Below are 16,486 nucleotides of genomic sequence, written 5' to 3' on the forward strand. Positions count from 1 at the left end.
TGAATGGGATTGCACGTGGCAAACTACACCGCTGCTGATATCAAGGCACTGCGCGAGCGCACTGGCGCCGGCATGATGGACGTTAAGAAGGCACTGGACGAGGCTAACGGCGACGCCGAGAAGGCCATCGAGATCATCCGCGTCAAGGGCCTGAAGGGCGCTACCAAGCGCGAAGGCCGTTCGACCGCTGAAGGCCTGGTTGCTGCCAAGGTTGAAGGCAACGTCGGCGTCATGATCGAGATCAACTGCGAGACCGACTTCGTTGCCAAGAACGAGAAGTTCATCGCACTGGCCAACAAGGTCCTGGATGCCGCTGTGGCTTCCGGCGCTGCAGATGCAGAAGCACTGCTGGCTTACGAGCTGGACGGCAAGACCGTTAGCGACACCGTCATCGAAGAGGGCGCAATCCTCGGCGAGAAGGTTGTCGTACGCCGTGTTGCACGCATCGAGGGTGCCAAGGTTGCTTCGTACCTGCACAAGACCAGCAAGGACCTGCCAGCCCAGGTTGGCGTTCTGATGGCTGTTGACGCTGACAGCGAAGCTGCCGCAACCGTCGCACACGACGTTGCTGTTCACACCGCTGCAATGGCTCCTACCTTCCTGTCCCGCGAAGAGGTTCCAGCTGACAAGGTTGCCGACGAGCGCCGCATCGCTGACGAAACCGCTCGCGCTGAAGGCAAGCCAGAAGCTGCCCTCACCAAGATCGTGGAAGGCCGCCTGACCGGTTTCTTCAAGGAAATCGTTCTGGTTGACCAGGCTTTCGCCAAGGACGCAAAGAAGACCGTAGGCAAGGTCTTCGAAGAAGCTGGCACCAAGCCAGTTGCCTTCGCACGCTTCCGCGTTGGTGCCTAAGCTTTTACAGCTCTAAGCATTAGCCGTACGCATTAAGCGAACCGCGTTCAGGGCAACCTGAGTGCACAAGATCAAAGGGAGGTGAGCACCGAGAGAAAACTCGGTGGCTCGCCTCCCTTTTCTTGAGCCCGGATCTCACGATAACTTGGGATCTGGGAAGTAGTACCCCCAGCTTGATTCCGACCTCCAGGAGTAAGACACCTCATGCCAAGCACCCCAGAAACCAAACGACGCCGCGTACTGCTCAAGCTCTCCGGTGAAGTATTCGGCGGCGGCAAGATCGGCGTTGACCCAGATACTGTTCGCGGCATCGCCAAGCAGATCGCTGAAACCGTTGGCGAAGTAGAGGTCGCAATCGTGGTCGGCGGCGGCAATTTCTTCCGCGGAGCAGAACTCTCGGCATCCGGCATGGACCGCTCGCGCGCAGACTACATGGGCATGCTTGGCACTGTCATGAACTGCCTGGCACTGCAGGACTTCCTGGAACAGTGCGGCGTTGAAACCCGCGTCCAGTCGGCCATCGCCATGGCCCAGGTCGCAGAAAACTACATCCCACGCCGTGCCATCCGCCACATGGAAAAGGACCGCGTAGTCATCTTCGGCGCAGGCGCAGGCCTGCCCTACTTCTCCACCGACACCGTGGCCGCGCAGCGTGCCCTGGAAGTCGCTGCTGACGAAGTCCTGATGGCAAAGTCGGGGGTAGATGGCGTGTACACCGCGGATCCAAAGAAGGACCCGACCGCCAAGAAGCTGGAAACCCTGACCTACAGCGACGCGCTGGTCAACGACATCCGCGTGATGGACCAGACCGCCATGACCATGTGCCAGGACAACAAGCTGAACATGCTGGTCTTCGGCATGGAAGGCGAAGGAAACGTGGCCGCGGCAATTCGCGGCGAGCGGATCGGAACCACCGTCACCGTCTAATCGGTGATCGTGGCTTAGGATTGAACTAGATTTAATTTCCCGTAGCGGAAACACAGATGAAGTACTTGAGGAGTACCGGTGATTGACGAAACGCTGGCGGAAACCGCCGAAAAGATGGAACGCACCATTGAGGCCGCCAAGGAGGACTTCGCGACGATCCGTACCGGTCGCGCCCACCCAGGCATGTACTCGAAGGTCATGGTGGACTACTACGGTTCCCCAACCCCACTGCAGCAGTTGGCTTCCTTCGCAGTGCCAGAAGCACGCACCATCACCATCACCCCATTCGATGTAACCGCAATGCGCGAAATCGAAAAGGCTCTGGGCGATCCAGAAGTCGGGGCAAACCCGTCTTCGGACGGCAAGATGATCCGCGTTGTCCTTCCAGTACTGACCGAAGAACGCCGCAAGGAATACGTCAAGCTGGCCAAGGCCAAGGGTGAGGATGCTCGCGTTGCGCTGCGCAATCACCGCCGCAAGGCCAAGGATTCCATCGACAAGTTCGTCAAGGATGGCGAAATTGGCGAGGACGAGGGCACTCGTGCAGAAAAGGACCTCGACGCGCTGACCAAGAAGCACGTTGACGCAGTTGACGAGATCTTGAAGAAAAAAGAAGCAGAGCTGCTGGAAGTCTAATGCCAGGCTCGACAGACAACACTGAGGGCAACGCTTCGGCGGTGCCCTCAGTGGCATCCGGAGAATCCCAGCCCCTGACCCGGCGTGAAGCTCGTGCCCAGCGCGAAGCTGCCGCCAAGGGGAAAAAACGCGGTTTCATGAAGAACCGCGGGACCAAGGAAACTTCAGAACCTGCCACTGGAATCCAAGAACCGGTCAAGAGCGAACCAGCTAGCCCCGTAGCTGCTCCAACGGCAAAGCCAACTCCGGCACCAGCCGTGGAGCAAGCTGCCGGCACAGATGGTGCTTTGCCGACTCCTCAGCCAGAAGCGGACGCCATCCCGGCAACCGACGCTTACCCCAGCAAGGATGCAACTGCCAAGGCTGATACCGAGCAAGCCAAAGAGCGTGCCAAGGCAGCCTTCAAGGCTGATGCGTCCAAGCCAGTGACTGCTTCGGAGCCGGTAGCTGCCAACCAGCCCGAACCAGCCAAGGACCCGTCGCCAGCTGCTGCCAAGGAACCGGCTCAGCCCGCAAAATTGGCTGCGCCCGGTACGGCCAAGAATGGCCAAGCCCCAGCTGCCCAGGGCGGCATGCCAGCGAAGGGCGAAGCAGCCACGCCGGAAGACAAATCCGCGGCGCAGAAGCCGGCGACTGCCGAAGGCAAGATGCCAGCTCCGCCGGTTTCCGACTCCACGGACCTGGCCGAGACCGGCCAGCCCGACGCGGCAGAAGCAGACATCCCTGCCGAGCTGTTGGTAGGAACCCCGGAGCCGAAGAAATCGCGCGCAGGACGTAACTTGCCAGCGGCAATCGGAGTCGGGTTGCTGATGCTCGGCGTTGTGCTCGTTGGCCTGCTGTGGTCGCAGCCGTTGCTGGTATTCGCGCTGATAGCGCTCAGCGGCATCGGTTGCTGGGAAGTGGCGAGAGCTACTACCCACGCCAAAACCGCGGTGCCTCAATTGCCGTTGTACCTGTCCTCGGTCTTGCTGCCGGTCAGTGCCATTTGGGGTGGGGTAGAAGCCCTCGGATTCAGCTATATTGCCTGCATCCTAATCGCTTTGCTCTTCCGGCTTATGGAAGGACTCAAGGGTGCAGTGGCCTCGGTGATGAGCAGTGTGTTCATCATCAGCTGGGTGCCGCTGCTGCTTTCCTTTGCCCTGCTGATTCTCGATTCTGAGAATGGCCAGTGGCTCATTGCCACGCTTTTGCTGCTCGCGGTCGCCAACGACACCTTCGGCTATATCGTGGGTGTGCTGATTGGCAAGCATCCGATGGCGCCAAAGATCTCCCCGAAGAAGTCCTGGGAGGGCTTCGCCGGATCAATGGTTGGTTCCATGGCTATTGGTGCTTGCGCAATGCACTTCTGGCTGGAGATGCCATGGTGGACGGGCGTCATCTTGGCGTTCTTCACCACCATTGCAGCGACCACCGGTGACTTCGCGGAATCCATGGTCAAGCGTGAACTGGGCATCAAGGACATGAGCAACCTGCTTCCGGGCCATGGTGGAATTATGGATCGATTGGACTCGATTTTGTTTGTCATTCCGCTGGGCTACGTGATTTCGCATGTGTTGGCCTGGAGCGTCGCAGTCTTCTGACCGTGCCCCGGCCAACACATCAGCGGGTGTGATCCTTTACCGGAATACACTCGCTGGTGTGGCCATTAAGCCAACTTTTGGCCCAAGCCAATAGAATATGAGGGGTATCGCCTAACCGCGGTCCCCAACTGATATCTCTCTAGAGAAAAAGGAACTGTCGTGTCGCAGCAGCAAGATGCTCCGTTTTCCCGCGTACCGGACTCGGAATTCGGCTACAACGCAAAGCAAGTTGATGCGTTCCTGAGCCGTGCCCGAGCCACCTTCAATGGTGGAGGAAACGACGACAGTGTGGTCACCAGCCACCTGATCCGCCGCACCACTTTTGCTCCGCAGAAGGGCGGGTACCAGGCCCGCGAAGTCGATGGCGCGCTGGACCGCTTGGAAGATGTCTTTGCCAAGCGCGAGCGCGACGACTTGATTGCTCATCAGGGCGAGGAGGTCTGGCTGCAGCAGGTAGGCCGCCTGGCCGCGATCCTGCGTGGCCGCCTGCACCGTGCCAAGGGCGAGCGTTTCCGTCGCCCGTCGCGTTCCAACGCGTCGAGCTACAACATTGAAGACGTCGATCGCCTTTGCGATCAGCTCATCGACTATTTCGAGAACGACGTGCCCATGGCCGTTGATACCGTACGCCGCGTGGAATTCCGTTCTTCGCAGGGGACCGATGGCTATGAAGAGTCGCAGGTCGATGCATTCCTTGACCGCGTCGTCGAGCTGATGGCTTCGATCGACTAGCAGCTGCCGCTGGCAAATGCTTTGCCGCGGAGGGCGGTGGGAGATTCTTCCCGCTGCCCTCCGCGGCTTTTTGTCTTTCTGGAGAAGGACTAGCCGGTAAGGTCAGGGCCCTGCTTGCTCATAGTGGGCCAGCCAGTTTCGCAGCATTTCTTCTAGCACAGGACGGTCAGCGGGGGAGAGCTGGGCCACGAGGCGCTTTTCATTGCGCATGTGGGCGGTAAACGCTTCGTCGATTTTCTCCTTGCCGCTAGCAGTCAGGGAGATACGGCGCCCACGCCGGTCTTCACCGCACTGCGCGCGGGTGACCCAGCCGTTGTTGACCAGCTTGTCGAGCCGCTTGGTCATGGCTCCGGTGGTCACCATAGTCTGCAGCGCGAGATCACCTGGGGCGAGCGAGAACGGTTCTCCTGCCCGTCGCAAGGTTGCCAGCACATCGAATTCGGCTTCGGTCAGCCCGTGCTCTGCATAAATTGTGCACAGCTCCTCGGTCAGGTAATTTGCCAACCGATGCAGACGGCCGATGATTCCTTGGGGAGCTGGGTCCAGGTCCGGACGTTGTTCTGCCCACTGCTGTTGAATGCGCGCTACATGGTCTTTCTGCTCCATGCCTTTATTATATCTTCCAAGGAAGCTAAAGTATCTTCCATGGAAGATAGTTTAAGTTCAGCCGGGCTCCGGCTTCGAACGCTGGGGTGGGTCGCACTGACCGCGATAGCCCCGATCGCTTGGGGGTCCAACTACTACGTCACCAAGGAATTCCTCCCCGATGGCTCCGCCCTCTGGGGTGCAGTGATCCGGGCCTTGCCGGCGGGCCTGGTCTTGCTGGGGATATCCAGAACACTGCCGCACGGCAGCTGGTGGTGGAAATCCGCGGTTCTGGGCGTCCTGAATATCGGAGCCTTCTTTGCGTTGATCTACGTGGTGGCGCAACTGCTGCCATCGGGTGTCGCTGCTACGACCATGGCTGTTTCAGCCGGTGTGCTCATGCTGTTCGCATGGCTATTGCTCGGTGAGCGTCCTGCGCGTTGGCCTCTGGTTGGGGCCCTCTTGGGATTCATGGGCGTGGCCATCATGGTATTCGATGCACAGGGCGGAATCGATATCTTGGGGATCGTTTTGTCGCTGGTGGCGATGGTCTTGTCCAGTGCCGGATTCATCCTGACCAAACGATGGTCTGACGGGCTGCCAATTATTTGCGTCACCGCCTGGCAGCTGGTCGCCGGAGGGGCAGTACTGGTCCCCTGCGCGCTGCTCGTGCATGGGGCACCACCGGAGCTTGGCCTGGAGGCGGTGGCGGGCTTCGGGTATGTCAGCCTCATTGCCACCGCGGCTGCCTATCTCGCCTGGTTCACCGGGTTGCGTCATCTTCCCGCGTCGTCAGTTGGCCTCATCGGACTGCTCAATCCAGTGACCGGGGTCCTGCTCGGAACGTTATTGGCAGCGGAAAGCCTTGGACTCCAAAGCCTCATCGGAATGAGCTTGGTTCTCGGTGGAGTCCTGCTGGGGCTCGCCAAGGGCTCCCGGCGCAGATCGGCTTCGTCTCTCGAAGCAGCTGGCCGCGACGCGCCTACCGGAGAATCCGTGAAGACCTGCTAGAACTTCGCTCGCCAGTCCGGGACATGGAGCAATGCCATGACGCGTTCAACGTTGGCTGGCACGCTGCGCTTGGTGCTCCGCGATACGAAGATCATCACCATGAAGGCCAAGGGAACGCTCCACGCCGCGGGCTGGCGCAAGAGGTGGATCCAGATCTCATCTTCTTGGGGCAAGAAGGTGCCGATCATCAGGGCGAGCCCGCATGAGATGCCACCAGCCAGCAGGCCGGCAACAGCACCTCGTGCGGTCAGTGAACGCCACCAGATGCCCAAGAGCAGCAGCGGGCAGATAGTCGATGCAGTGAAGGCGAAGACGTTGCCAATCGCGCCCGCTAAGGCCAGGGAATTGGTCACCACCGCAATCAACACCGGCAGGGCGGTGGCCAGCACGGTAGAGATCCTGAAGCCCCGCACGGTTCCCGAGAAGAATTCCTGGGATAGGGCTCCAGCTAAGGACACCACCAAACCGGAGGTGGTGGAGAGGAATGCTGCGAATGCGCCACCGACCACGATTGCGGTCAAGGCGTCGCCCAGGAATCCGTCGAAGAGGCGTCCGGGCAAGAGCAGGATGGTGGCATCGGTTTCGTTGGTGGCACCGAGCTCGGGGGTGTACAGCAAGCCCAGGACGCCCAAGGTCGTCGGCAGGAGGTAGAACGCAGAGAGCAGGCACAGCACAATCACCGTGGTGGTACGCGCTGCCTGGCCGGTGGGGTTCGTGTAGAAGCGCACCAGTACATGCGGCAGCCCCAGGGTGCCAAAGAGCAATGCCAAGATGATGGAAACCGTCTCGTAGAGGTTCATCGTATTCACGGTCTCCAGCTGCGCGTACAGGGCCTGGGCATGCCCGGATGCCGAATGCTCGGGGATGGCACGCCCCAGCAAGAAGATCGTGGGGATAACCAACGCTGCCAGCTTGAACCAGTACTGGAAGGCCTGGACAAAGGTCACCGAGCGCATCCCACCAGAAAGCACCGTCACGCAGACAACTGCGGCAACAATGACCGGACCGACCCAACTAGGGAATCCGGTAGCAATGGACAGCGTCAAGGCGGCGCCATGCATCTGCGGAACGATATACAGCCAACAGATCACCACCACCAGGTAGGTGGTGATTTTTCGCAGCATCGGGGAGCTTTCAAAGCGGATCTGCGCAAAATCGGGAATCGTGTATGCCCGGGAGCGGCGCAGGGGAGCGGCAACGAACAGGAGCAGCATCAGGTAGCCTGCGGTGTAGCCGATGGGGAACCACAAACCTGATTGTCCCGAGAGCACAATCAGCCCGGCAACGCCCAAGAAGGAAGCAGCCGACAGGTATTCGCCGCCAATCGCAGAGGCATTCCACCACGGGCGTACGGTGCGCGAAGCGACGTAGAAGTCGGAAGTGGTCCGGGACAGGCGCAAGCCGTGGAAGGCAATCAGCATCGTCGTCAGGCAAACGATCACCAGGGATGAAACAGAAAGCAAGCTAGCCACGGCTGATGCTCCGATACCGTTCTTCATTGCGTTCCGCAGCCCTGTTGTAGAGCATTCCAGCCACGATGATCAGCGGATACATGCCTATGCCCAAAACCCACCACGGCAAGGGCAGGCCGAGTAAATGGATGTCCTCGAAGACCGGCCAAAAGACGAGTAGCGCACTGATGCCCACCAGCAGCGCCAGCAGGCCCGCAGCCACGGCACAGGCCAGGCGCAGCTGGGAACGGATCAGCTGGCGAACATAGAATTCTTCTGCTGTGTGCTCGGGGCGGTGAGGAGAGACAGTCAAGGATGCATCTTGCGGAGCCTGGACACGCACTCGTTTCGGACGCTGCTCAGCGAATCGTCCGGGCATGAGGGACTCTTGCCGGCTGTTGTCTTGAGGAAATTGCTCCACGGAAGGCCAGCAGCTTCCTACAGCGGGCGGACGCGGTTGGCAGCCAGGCGCTCACGCAGGTATGGCAACGCCCGACGAGAAATTGGAAGTTCGGTGCTGTTGACCACCACAGCGGCCTTGCCGGTCTGCAAGCGAACGGTCTCGATCTTATCCATGCAAACCAGGTAAGAGCGGTGGATCCGAACGAAACCGGACTCGCCCCACTGCTGTTCCAAATCGTTGAGCGGAACCCGGATGAGATAGCTCGAATCCTTGGTGTGCAGCCGGGCATAGTCTCCCTGGGCCTGCACGTAGGCGATATCTGCCCGAGGGATCAACTTGGTGATACCACCCTGGTCCACCGTGATCATTTCCGGCTTGGCAGGGGTCTCCTCGACCAATTCGCAGATGCGGCGCACGGATTCCGCCAGCCGCTGTGGGCGAATGGGCTTGAGCACGTAGTCGATGGCGGCCAATTCGAAGGCCTGCAGCGCTTGATCTTCATCGGCGGTGACAAAAACAATCAATGGGGGATTGGTGAAGCGGGAGATGACGCGGGCGATGTCCAAACCTGACAAAGCCGGCATGTGGATATCCAGGAAAAGCGCGTCGACTGTATTTTCCTCCAGCGCCTTCAGCGCCGCGGCACCAGAGGTGGCGCGGTGAATTTTCCCGATGCGGGAATCCTGGCTGAGCAGAAAAGCGATTTCTTCTACCGCTGGAAGTTCATCATCGGCGACCACCACGTTAATCATGCGAAAATTCTACCGTTTATTGGGCTTTTCTAAACATCCGAGGTGATCGTGTTGGGCGGACGGAACTTCGGGACGCGCAAAGTGATCAGCGTTCCGGCCCCCGGCGCGGTCTCCACTACCAGTCCATTGGAATTGCCGTAGAGCTGGCGCATGCGCAGGTCGACGTTGCGCAGGCCCACGTGCATATTCGGGGTATCGCCAGCTAGCACACTGGCCAGCTGCTCGGGATCCATGCCCATGCCGTCATCTTCCACGCTGATTACTGCGTGCATCCCGTCTTCGGTGGCCGTGATGGAGATGACCCCGCCATCTGGCCGGGCCTCGAGCCCATGGCGTACCGCATTTTCAACCAGCGGCTGCAAGGCAAGGAAGGGAATCTGCGTGGGAAGCACCTCGGGAGCGATCTGCAAGGAGACCTTGATGCGCTCACCGAAGCGGGCCTTTTCCAGCAACAGGTAGCGGTCAATGGCTTCCAGCTCTTCGGCCAGGGTGGTGAATTCACCGCGGCGGCGGAATGAGTACCGGGTGAAGTCGGCGAACTCAATGACCAGCTCACGCGCCCGAGCGGGATCCGTATTGATGAACGAGGCGATCGCATTCAGCGAGTTGTAGATGAAGTGCGGGGAGATCTGAGCGCGCAAGGCACGCATCTGCGCTTCAAGCAGCATGGCCTTGGATTCATCCAGCTGTGCAGTGGAAACCTGCGCGGAAACAAAGACTGCTACCTCGGAGACTGCCCGCACGAAGCTGGCCCCGGCCCTGCGCGAGAGTGCGGTCACCGTGCCAACGCTTTGGTCGCCCACGGTGATCGGCGCGGATACGAAGTCCATGCCAGAAGAGCGCTCCACCTGGGTTTTGCCGGTTGCCAGCGCGCTTTTGGAAACCTTGGAGGCTTCTTCTTCGAGTTCTGCGGTGAAATCGGCCCCGGCATCGGTCGCCAGCACATGGGTGGTGTCGCTGATCAGCAATACCTGGCAGTTCAAGAGCCGGCGCAGCGCCTTAGCGCTTTTCGCCGCACCGTCCTCGGTCAGGCCGCGCTCCAAATGGGGAACCGCAACGGACATGTGGTGCAGCGTCTTGTAGGTGGCTTCCTCGACGTCGGTACCCATTTCCTTAGTGGAGCGGGAAATCCTGAAACCGAAGTAGCCGACAAGAGCGATTCCGATCATCACGATGGCGACGATCAGGGTGACTTGCAGCGCTGGAGACATGTATCCCATCTTAGGGCCCTGAAAAATCCGCCTACCGTTCAGCGTGCCATGTTGCGCCGTTGGGCGCAGAAAGCAGTCCGTTGAGCCACGAGCGGTTCAGGCCCCCTAGTCGCCAAGGAGTTTATCGCCAATAGTGAACTTAGTCACAAAACCGATGTGCGCTCAGTCACATCAACAACTCGCTCAAGGAGGGCATCATGAGTGCCAACCCGGAACACGGCGTCGCTGCTGACGTTGATTTCGTCAAGGAGAGCCAATCCGAGGAATTCCAGGAACTGCGCAAGACCCACCGCAGCTTCGTTTTCCCGATGGCAATCTTCTTCCTCGTCTGGTATTTCGCCTACGTGCTGCTAGCCGATTACTTCCACGACTTCATGTCCATCAAGGTTCTCGGCAATATCAACATGGGTATTGTTCTCGGGTTGCTGCAGTTCGTGTCAACCTTCGCGATCACCGCGGCCTACGTCAGTTTTTCAAATAAGAAGCTCGACCCCAAGGCGACCAAGATCCGTGAACGCCTAGAGCGCGAGGGAGTGAACTAGATGAACCAGCTCAGTATCCTGGCCCAGGCCGCGGGCGAGTCGACCCAAGTCGGCAACCCCCTGGTCAATATCGCCATCTTCGTGGCCTTCGTGGGCGTCACCATGGTGATCGTGCTCCGCGCATCCAAGAACAACAAGACCGCCGCGGATTACTACGCGGGCGGCCGTTCCTTCACCGGAACGCAGAACGGTACCGCTATTGCCGGCGACTACCTCTCGGCCGCGTCCTTCCTGGGTATCGTTGGCGCCATCGCCATCCAGGGCTACGATGGCTTCCTCTACTCGATCGGCTTCCTGGTCGCCTGGCTGGTTGCCTTGCTGCTGGTCGCAGAGCTGCTGCGCAATACCGGCAAGTTCACCATGGCCGATGTGCTTTCCTTCCGCCTCAAGCAGCGCCCGGTGCGCATCGCTGCTGCAATCTCCACTCTCGCAGTGTGCGTCTTCTACCTGTTGGCACAGATGGCCGGCGCCGGTGCGCTGGTTTCCCTGCTGCTGGGTATCGACGAGAAGCTGGGCCAGTCGCTGGTGATCGTAATCGTCGGCGCGTTGATGATCCTCTACGTACTGGTTGGCGGCATGAAGGGCACCACCTGGGTGCAGATCATCAAGGCCTGCCTGCTGATCGCCGGCGCGCTGATCATGACCGTGTGGACGCTGGCGTTGTTCGGCTTCAACTTCTCCGAGCTGCTGGGCAAGGCAGCTGAAGTGGCTGGCAACCCGGAGATCCTGAACCCGGGCATGAAGTACGGTGCTTCGGATACCTCCAAGCTGGACTTCATCTCGCTGGCCCTGGCCTTGGTGCTTGGCACCGCAGGCCTGCCGCACGTGCTGATGCGCTTCTACACCGTTCCTACCGCCAAGGAAGCCCGCAAGTCCGTAGTCTGGGCTATCTGGCTGATCGGCGCTTTCTACCTGTTCACCCTGGTGCTGGGCTTCGGCGCCGGTGCCCTGATTGGACCGGACCGGATCAAGGCCGCTCCAGGCGGCGTGAACTCTGCGGCACCGCTGCTGGCCTACGAACTGGGCGGCACTGTCCTGCTGGGCCTGATCTCGGCCGTGGCCTTCGCGACCATCCTTGCTGTGGTGGCTGGCTTGACCATCACCGCGGCGGCATCCTTCGCGCATGATGTGTACTCATCGGTGATTGCCAAGGGCAAGTCCACTCCCGAGAAGGAAATGAAGGTGGCTCGCCGTACCGTATTGGTTATCGGTGTATTCGCTATCGCCGGCGGCATCGGTGCCCAGGGGCAGAACGTGGCCTTCCTGGTGGCATTGGCCTTCGCAGTTGCCGCTTCGGCTAACTTGCCAACCATCTTGTACTCGTTGTTCTGGAAGGGCTTCAAGACCCGCGGCGCAGTTTGGTCCATGTATGGCGGCCTGGGTTCGGCCCTGCTGCTGATCATCTTCTCGCCGGTGTTCTCGGGCTCGGAAACTGCAATGATTCCAAGCATCGATATGGTGATCTTCCCGCTGGCCAACCCGGGTATCGTCTCTATTCCACTGGCCTTCTTCCTGGGTTGGTTGGGCTCGGTTACCGATAAGGGAGTCGAGGACATTACCAAGCAGGCGGAAATGGAAGTTCGTTCGCTGACCGGCGTCGGTGCCGAGAAGGCAGTCGACCACTAAACGGAAGACCCAAGATAGCTAAATAGCAAAGTTCCGGGAACCAGCCTGCAGGTTGGTTCCCGGAACTTTTTTGCTGCCCAGGGCGCTACGCGTTATTGGCTAATGAATGCTGGAGCAAGGCGGTGGTGCGATAGGGGACGAGCTCGGCCATGGACAGTGCCGAGTCCGCACGATTGACTCCATCTATATGCAGCAGCTGCCCGTGTACCCGGAACAGCTCCTCGGCGTCTTTGGCAGCTACGCGCACCAGGATGTCGGCAGAGCCGGTGAGTCCGTGCGCTTCAAGCACCTCGGGGATGGTTTCAAGTTTGGCGGCAATGTCCTCCAGGTAGCGTTGCTCAACATGCAACTCGACAAAGGACAGCAGTCCGTAGCCCAGCACTTCGGGTGGGATGCGGCGGTCGACGGAATCAAGAACTTCGTTCTCCAGGCGGGTCATCCGCGTCTGCACGGTATTGCGCCCGATGTTCAGCGCCGTGGCGATAGCTGAACCGGTGCGCTTGGCTGCGGTGGAGAGGGCAAGTAGGATGCGCCGGTCGGTAGTGTCCAAGAGTTGCATAATGTGCACGTTAGCACTGGTTGGGTCACGGAAACAGTGCGTTTTGCTCTAATTTTAAAAACACCATTGTGCATCCTGCTTTGCGTGAGTAGCATCACATTGAGCGGAGTTTGTGAGTAAAAACCCGCAACCGACTACGTGAGAGTAAGGATGCCGATCGTGTCCACACAGCACATTGACGTAGCCGCCGGATGCCTACCCACGCATCAGCTGCTGAACGTCGACGGGAAACGAATCCCGGACGAAGAACTTGACCACTATCTCAAGGACCTCAAAGAAGCGGACCTTGCAGATTTCCTTCGCGACATGGTTGTCCTGCGCCGCATGGACAATGAAGCCACCGCTTTGCAGCGCCAGGGCCAGCTAGGACTCTGGGCGCCCCTGCTCGGCCAGGAGGCCGCGCAAATTGGCTCGGTCCGCGCAACCGAAGCGGATGACTTCATTTTCCCTTCCTACCGCGAGCATGGTGTTGCTTGGGCCAGGGGAGTGAAAGCAGAGGATCTGCTCAGCGTTTGGCGCGGAGCCCAGGCCAGTGGCTGGGATCCGAATGAAGTCAATATTGCTTGCCAGCAGATTGTCATTGGCTCCCAGGCCCTGCACGCAGCCGGCTACGGCATGGGAATCAAATTCGATGGAGGCAAGCAAGTCTCCGTGGCCTACTTTGGCGATGGCGCCACCAGCCAGGGCGACGTGAGCGAAGCCATGGTTTTCGCCGCCAGCTACCAGGCGCCAGTGCTGTTCTTCTGCCAGAACAACCAATGGGCAATCTCCGAACCAGTCCACCTGCAAAGCCGCACCCAGATCGCCGACCGAGCCCACGGCTTCGGGCTGAAGACTTGGCGGGTGGACGGCAATGACATTCTTGCGGTCTACGCAGCCACCAAGGCCGCGCTGAACCACGCCCGCAACGGCCTGGGTCCAACCTTTATTGAAGCGGTCACCTATCGCATGGGGTCGCACACCACCGCTGATGATCCAACCCGCTACCGCAAGAGCGATCAGCTCGAAGAGTGGAAGGCCAAGGATCCTATCGACCGTCTGGTGAAGTACCTGCATGAGATGGGCGCCGATGTTCAGTCCTACGAGCAGCGTGCCCAGAACGCAGCCGATGATCTAGCCGCGAAGCTTCGCGCCGCGATCACCACCATGGAAGATCCCAAGGTGGAAGAGCTGTTCACCAATGTATATGCCGAGAAGCATGAACCAACCGAACGCGCAGCCAAAAACTACTTGGACTACTTGGCAGATTTTGAAGGTGGAGAGTAACTGTGGCAACCACCATGCTCAAGGCGCTGAATAAGTCGCTGCACGATGCCCTGGATGAGGACGAGAAAGTCATCCTGCTCGGTGAAGACATCGGCACCCTCGGTGGCGTCTTCCGGGTCACCGATGGCCTGAAGTCCAAATTCGGCGAACACCGCGTCGTCGATACCCCGCTGGCAGAATCCGGCATTGTCGGCAGCGCCATTGGCCTGGCTTATCGAGGCTATCGCCCGGTGGTGGAGATCCAGTTTGACGGCTTCACCTACCCGGCCTTTGACCAGCTGGTTTCCCAGCTGGCTAAATTGCATTACCGTTCCCGCGGACGGGTGAAGATGCCGGTAACCGTTCGAATTCCCTATGGCGGAGGAATTGGTTCACCGGAGCACCACTCCGAATCACCGGAAGCCTATTTCGCCCATACCGCCGGTCTGCGTGTCTTTGCGCCTTCGAGTGTCGAAGACGCCTATAGCATGTTGCGCCAGGCCATCGATTGCGATGATCCGGTGATCTTCTTTGAACCGAAGCGCCGCTACCACGAGAAGACCACTGCTGAACTTCTCGCGCCAACGCCGGATGGATCGCCCAAGGCCAAGATCGTTCGCCCCGGTGAAGATGTCACCGTGGTCGGCTATGGCCCGACCACCTACACCCTGGTGGATGCTGCCAAGGCCGCAGAAGATGAAGGCACCAGCCTGGAGGTCATCGACCTGCGCACTTTGGATCCCCTGGATATCGACACTGTGGCCGAGTCCGTCAAGCGCACCGGCAAGCTGGTTGTGGTTCATGAAGCCAGCCGCACCAGCGGTATCGGTGCAGAAATCTGTGCCGAAATCACCGAGCGCTGCTTCGACTATCTGGAGCACGCCCCATTGCGCGTCACCGGATTCGATATTCCGTATCCGCCATCGCGGCTCGAAAGCCACCACCTACCCGATTTGGATCGAGTGATGCACGCGGTCGACACCGTGATGCGCCACCACGAGGCAACCGAAGGAGCTGCCAAGTGATGACCGCCCACACATTCAAACTCCCGGACCTCGGCGAGGGGCTCACCGAGTCTGAGGTGCTGAATTGGAAAATCAAGGTTGGCGAGCATGTTGCGCTCAACCAGATCATTGCCGAGGTTGAAACCGCCAAGGCCGTGGTTGAACTGCCGTCTCCGTATGCCGGCTTCGTTCAGGCCCTGCATGCTACCGAAGGCGAAACCGTGCAGGTTGGCGGTCCGCTGGTCACTTTTGACCAGGAGCCAGGCAATTCTGGCGGGCAACCGCCAGCAGCAGATCCGGCAAATCAGGAGGAAAGCGCGTCCGTCGAGCGCACCCCCACGCTGGTGGGCTATGGTGCACCGGCAGATACCGGCAATCGTCCAACGCGCAAAGCTCGTGGCTCCCGTGGCGGGGGAGCAGCGCCATCGGCTGCACCAGCTGTATCCGTACCAGTGGCTGCGCCTGCCAGCCATGAACGCGAACAGCATGCGGTGGTTCGATGCACGCCGCCAGTACGCAAACTGGCCCGGGATCATGGTGTCGATATTTCGGCGCTCGCCGGCAGCGGCGAGGGGGGATTGGTGCTGCGACGGGATGTCCAGCAGGCCATCGAATCCGTCGGTGCCAGCACTCCGCCAGCCAGGGGAAGCGAGCCGATATCCTCGCAGGATACGGATCGCCATGTGAAGATCACCGCCGTCCGCAGGGCCACGGCCAAGGCCATGGTGCAGTCGGCGTTTACTGCCCCGCATGCCACCGAGTTCCTCACCATCGACGTCACCGAATCCATGGCGTTGGTGGAACGAATGCGTTCGCATCGCTTGCTGAAGGACCTGAAACTCAACATCACAACGCTGGCAGCGCTCGTGGTGACGAGATTGTTGAAGACTTATCCCGCGCTGAACTCGACGTGGGATGAAAAGGCTGACGAAATTATTGAATTTGGGTCAGTGAATCTGGGCATGGCTGTGGCAAGTGACCGCGGTTTGCTGGTTCCGGTGCTGAAAAATGCCCAAGCTAAGACGTTGCCAGTACTGGCAACTGAACTCAGCGAGATTATTCTCCAGGGCCGCGAAGGAACGTTGTCACCAGCCCAATTGACCGGTGGCACATTCTCCATTACCAATGTGGGGGTTTTCGGCGTAGATGCCGGCACCCCAATTCTTCCTCCGGGCCAGGCTGGAATCTTGGCATTAGGCCAAGTGAAACGCAGGCCTTGGGAATATCAAGACCAAGTTGCCCTTCGCCATACCATGACTTTGGCATTGTCCTTCGATCACAGAGTGGTTGACGGCAAGGAAGCAAGCGAGTTCCTCGCAGGTGTCGGCTCAGTATTAGAGGACCCCGGAATGATGAATATTTTTATTTGA

17 protein-coding genes are annotated in these 16,486 nt (G+C 59.5%); 11 read left to right on the top strand and 6 right to left on the bottom strand.

Annotated elements, in window-relative coordinates:
• Window positions 1-15: 15 nt before the first annotated feature.
• The 5 genes from tsf (at window position 16) to ACRDT3_RS03295 (ending at window position 4,727) form a co-directional block, all read left to right on the top strand.
• Window positions 16-852, top strand: a complete 837-nt coding sequence (gene tsf, locus ACRDT3_RS03275; RefSeq protein WP_431491595.1) for a translation elongation factor Ts — start codon at window positions 16-18, stop codon at window positions 850-852.
• Between the two features lie 204 nt (window positions 853-1,056).
• Window positions 1,057-1,779, top strand: coding sequence for a UMP kinase (pyrH, locus tag ACRDT3_RS03280; protein WP_431491596.1), 723 nt, complete (start codon window positions 1,057-1,059; stop codon window positions 1,777-1,779).
• Between the two features lie 78 nt (window positions 1,780-1,857).
• Window positions 1,858-2,415: a ribosome recycling factor gene (frr, locus tag ACRDT3_RS03285; protein ID WP_431491597.1), complete on the top strand. Its 558-nt coding sequence runs from the start codon at window positions 1,858-1,860 to the stop codon at window positions 2,413-2,415.
• Entirely contained in the window at window positions 2,415-3,995 is a 1,581-nt protein-coding gene (locus tag ACRDT3_RS03290) for a phosphatidate cytidylyltransferase (protein ID WP_431491598.1), read from the top strand. The genes frr and ACRDT3_RS03290 overlap by 1 nt, the downstream gene beginning before the upstream one ends.
• Window positions 3,996-4,154: 159 nt before the next feature.
• Entirely contained in the window at window positions 4,155-4,727 is a 573-nt protein-coding gene (locus tag ACRDT3_RS03295) for a DivIVA domain-containing protein (protein ID WP_105657242.1), read from the top strand.
• A 102-nt stretch (window positions 4,728-4,829) separates the two neighbouring features.
• Here the strand turns inward: ACRDT3_RS03295 and ACRDT3_RS03300 are convergent, their stop codons facing one another.
• Window positions 4,830-5,333, bottom strand: a complete 504-nt coding sequence (locus ACRDT3_RS03300; RefSeq protein ID WP_431491599.1) for a MarR family winged helix-turn-helix transcriptional regulator — start codon at window positions 5,331-5,333, stop codon at window positions 4,830-4,832.
• Between the two features lie 39 nt (window positions 5,334-5,372).
• Between ACRDT3_RS03300 and ACRDT3_RS03305 the strand changes: the two genes are divergently transcribed.
• Complete coding sequence (locus tag ACRDT3_RS03305; protein WP_431491600.1) at window positions 5,373-6,323, top strand: DMT family transporter; 951 nt, start codon at window positions 5,373-5,375, stop codon at window positions 6,321-6,323.
• On the opposite strand, the gene ACRDT3_RS03310 is transcribed toward ACRDT3_RS03305, so the two are convergent.
• Genes ACRDT3_RS03310 through ACRDT3_RS03325 form a run of 4 tightly spaced genes read right to left on the bottom strand, consistent with a single transcriptional unit; the run spans window position 6,320 to window position 10,140 of the window.
• Window positions 6,320-7,795, bottom strand: a complete 1,476-nt coding sequence (locus ACRDT3_RS03310) for a cation acetate symporter (RefSeq protein ID WP_431491601.1) — start codon at window positions 7,793-7,795, stop codon at window positions 6,320-6,322. The two genes, ACRDT3_RS03305 and ACRDT3_RS03310, sit on opposite strands and share 4 nt — an antisense overlap.
• The gene (locus tag ACRDT3_RS03315; RefSeq protein ID WP_431491602.1) at window positions 7,788-8,153 is read right to left on the bottom strand and encodes a hypothetical protein; all 366 of its coding nucleotides are present in this window, start codon (window positions 8,151-8,153) and stop codon (window positions 7,788-7,790) included. Before ACRDT3_RS03315 ends, ACRDT3_RS03310 begins: the two co-directional genes overlap by 8 nt.
• A gap of 59 nt (window positions 8,154-8,212) precedes the next feature.
• On the bottom strand, window positions 8,213-8,929 hold the full coding sequence (locus tag ACRDT3_RS03320) for a LytR/AlgR family response regulator transcription factor (RefSeq protein ID WP_431491603.1): 717 nt from the start codon (window positions 8,927-8,929) through the stop codon (window positions 8,213-8,215).
• A 29-nt stretch (window positions 8,930-8,958) separates the two neighbouring features.
• Window positions 8,959-10,140, bottom strand: coding sequence for a sensor histidine kinase (locus tag ACRDT3_RS03325; protein ID WP_431491604.1), 1,182 nt, complete (start codon window positions 10,138-10,140; stop codon window positions 8,959-8,961).
• Window positions 10,141-10,337: 197 nt separating this feature from the next.
• Between ACRDT3_RS03325 and ACRDT3_RS03330 the strand changes: the two genes are divergently transcribed.
• Both ACRDT3_RS03330 and ACRDT3_RS03335 read left to right on the top strand, forming a co-directional pair.
• Entirely contained in the window at window positions 10,338-10,682 is a 345-nt protein-coding gene (locus ACRDT3_RS03330; RefSeq protein ID WP_431491605.1) for a DUF485 domain-containing protein, read from the top strand.
• Window positions 10,683-12,308 (top strand): solute symporter family protein, encoded by a 1,626-nt coding sequence (locus ACRDT3_RS03335; protein WP_431491606.1) that lies wholly within the window; start codon window positions 10,683-10,685, stop codon window positions 12,306-12,308.
• 85 nt (window positions 12,309-12,393) lie between these two features.
• Here ACRDT3_RS03335 and ACRDT3_RS03340 read toward each other — a convergent pair whose 3' ends face one another.
• Window positions 12,394-12,867, bottom strand: coding sequence for an Lrp/AsnC family transcriptional regulator (locus ACRDT3_RS03340; RefSeq protein ID WP_431491607.1), 474 nt, complete (start codon window positions 12,865-12,867; stop codon window positions 12,394-12,396).
• Between the two features lie 150 nt (window positions 12,868-13,017).
• Between ACRDT3_RS03340 and pdhA the strand changes: the two genes are divergently transcribed.
• From pdhA to ACRDT3_RS03355, 3 genes are read left to right on the top strand one after another with little or no spacing between them, the layout of a single operon-like run.
• Entirely contained in the window at window positions 13,018-14,133 is a 1,116-nt protein-coding gene (pdhA, locus tag ACRDT3_RS03345; protein ID WP_431491608.1) for a pyruvate dehydrogenase (acetyl-transferring) E1 component subunit alpha, read from the top strand.
• Between the two features lie 14 nt (window positions 14,134-14,147).
• Complete coding sequence (locus ACRDT3_RS03350; RefSeq protein WP_431491668.1) at window positions 14,148-15,137, top strand: alpha-ketoacid dehydrogenase subunit beta; 990 nt, start codon at window positions 14,148-14,150, stop codon at window positions 15,135-15,137.
• Window positions 15,137-16,486, top strand: coding sequence for a dihydrolipoamide acetyltransferase family protein (locus ACRDT3_RS03355; protein ID WP_431491609.1), 1,350 nt, complete (start codon window positions 15,137-15,139; stop codon window positions 16,484-16,486). The genes ACRDT3_RS03350 and ACRDT3_RS03355 overlap by 1 nt, the downstream gene beginning before the upstream one ends.

Origin of the sequence: Glutamicibacter sp., assembly GCF_050701915.1 — a bacterium.
Classification (GTDB): domain Bacteria; phylum Actinomycetota; class Actinomycetes; order Actinomycetales; family Micrococcaceae; genus Glutamicibacter.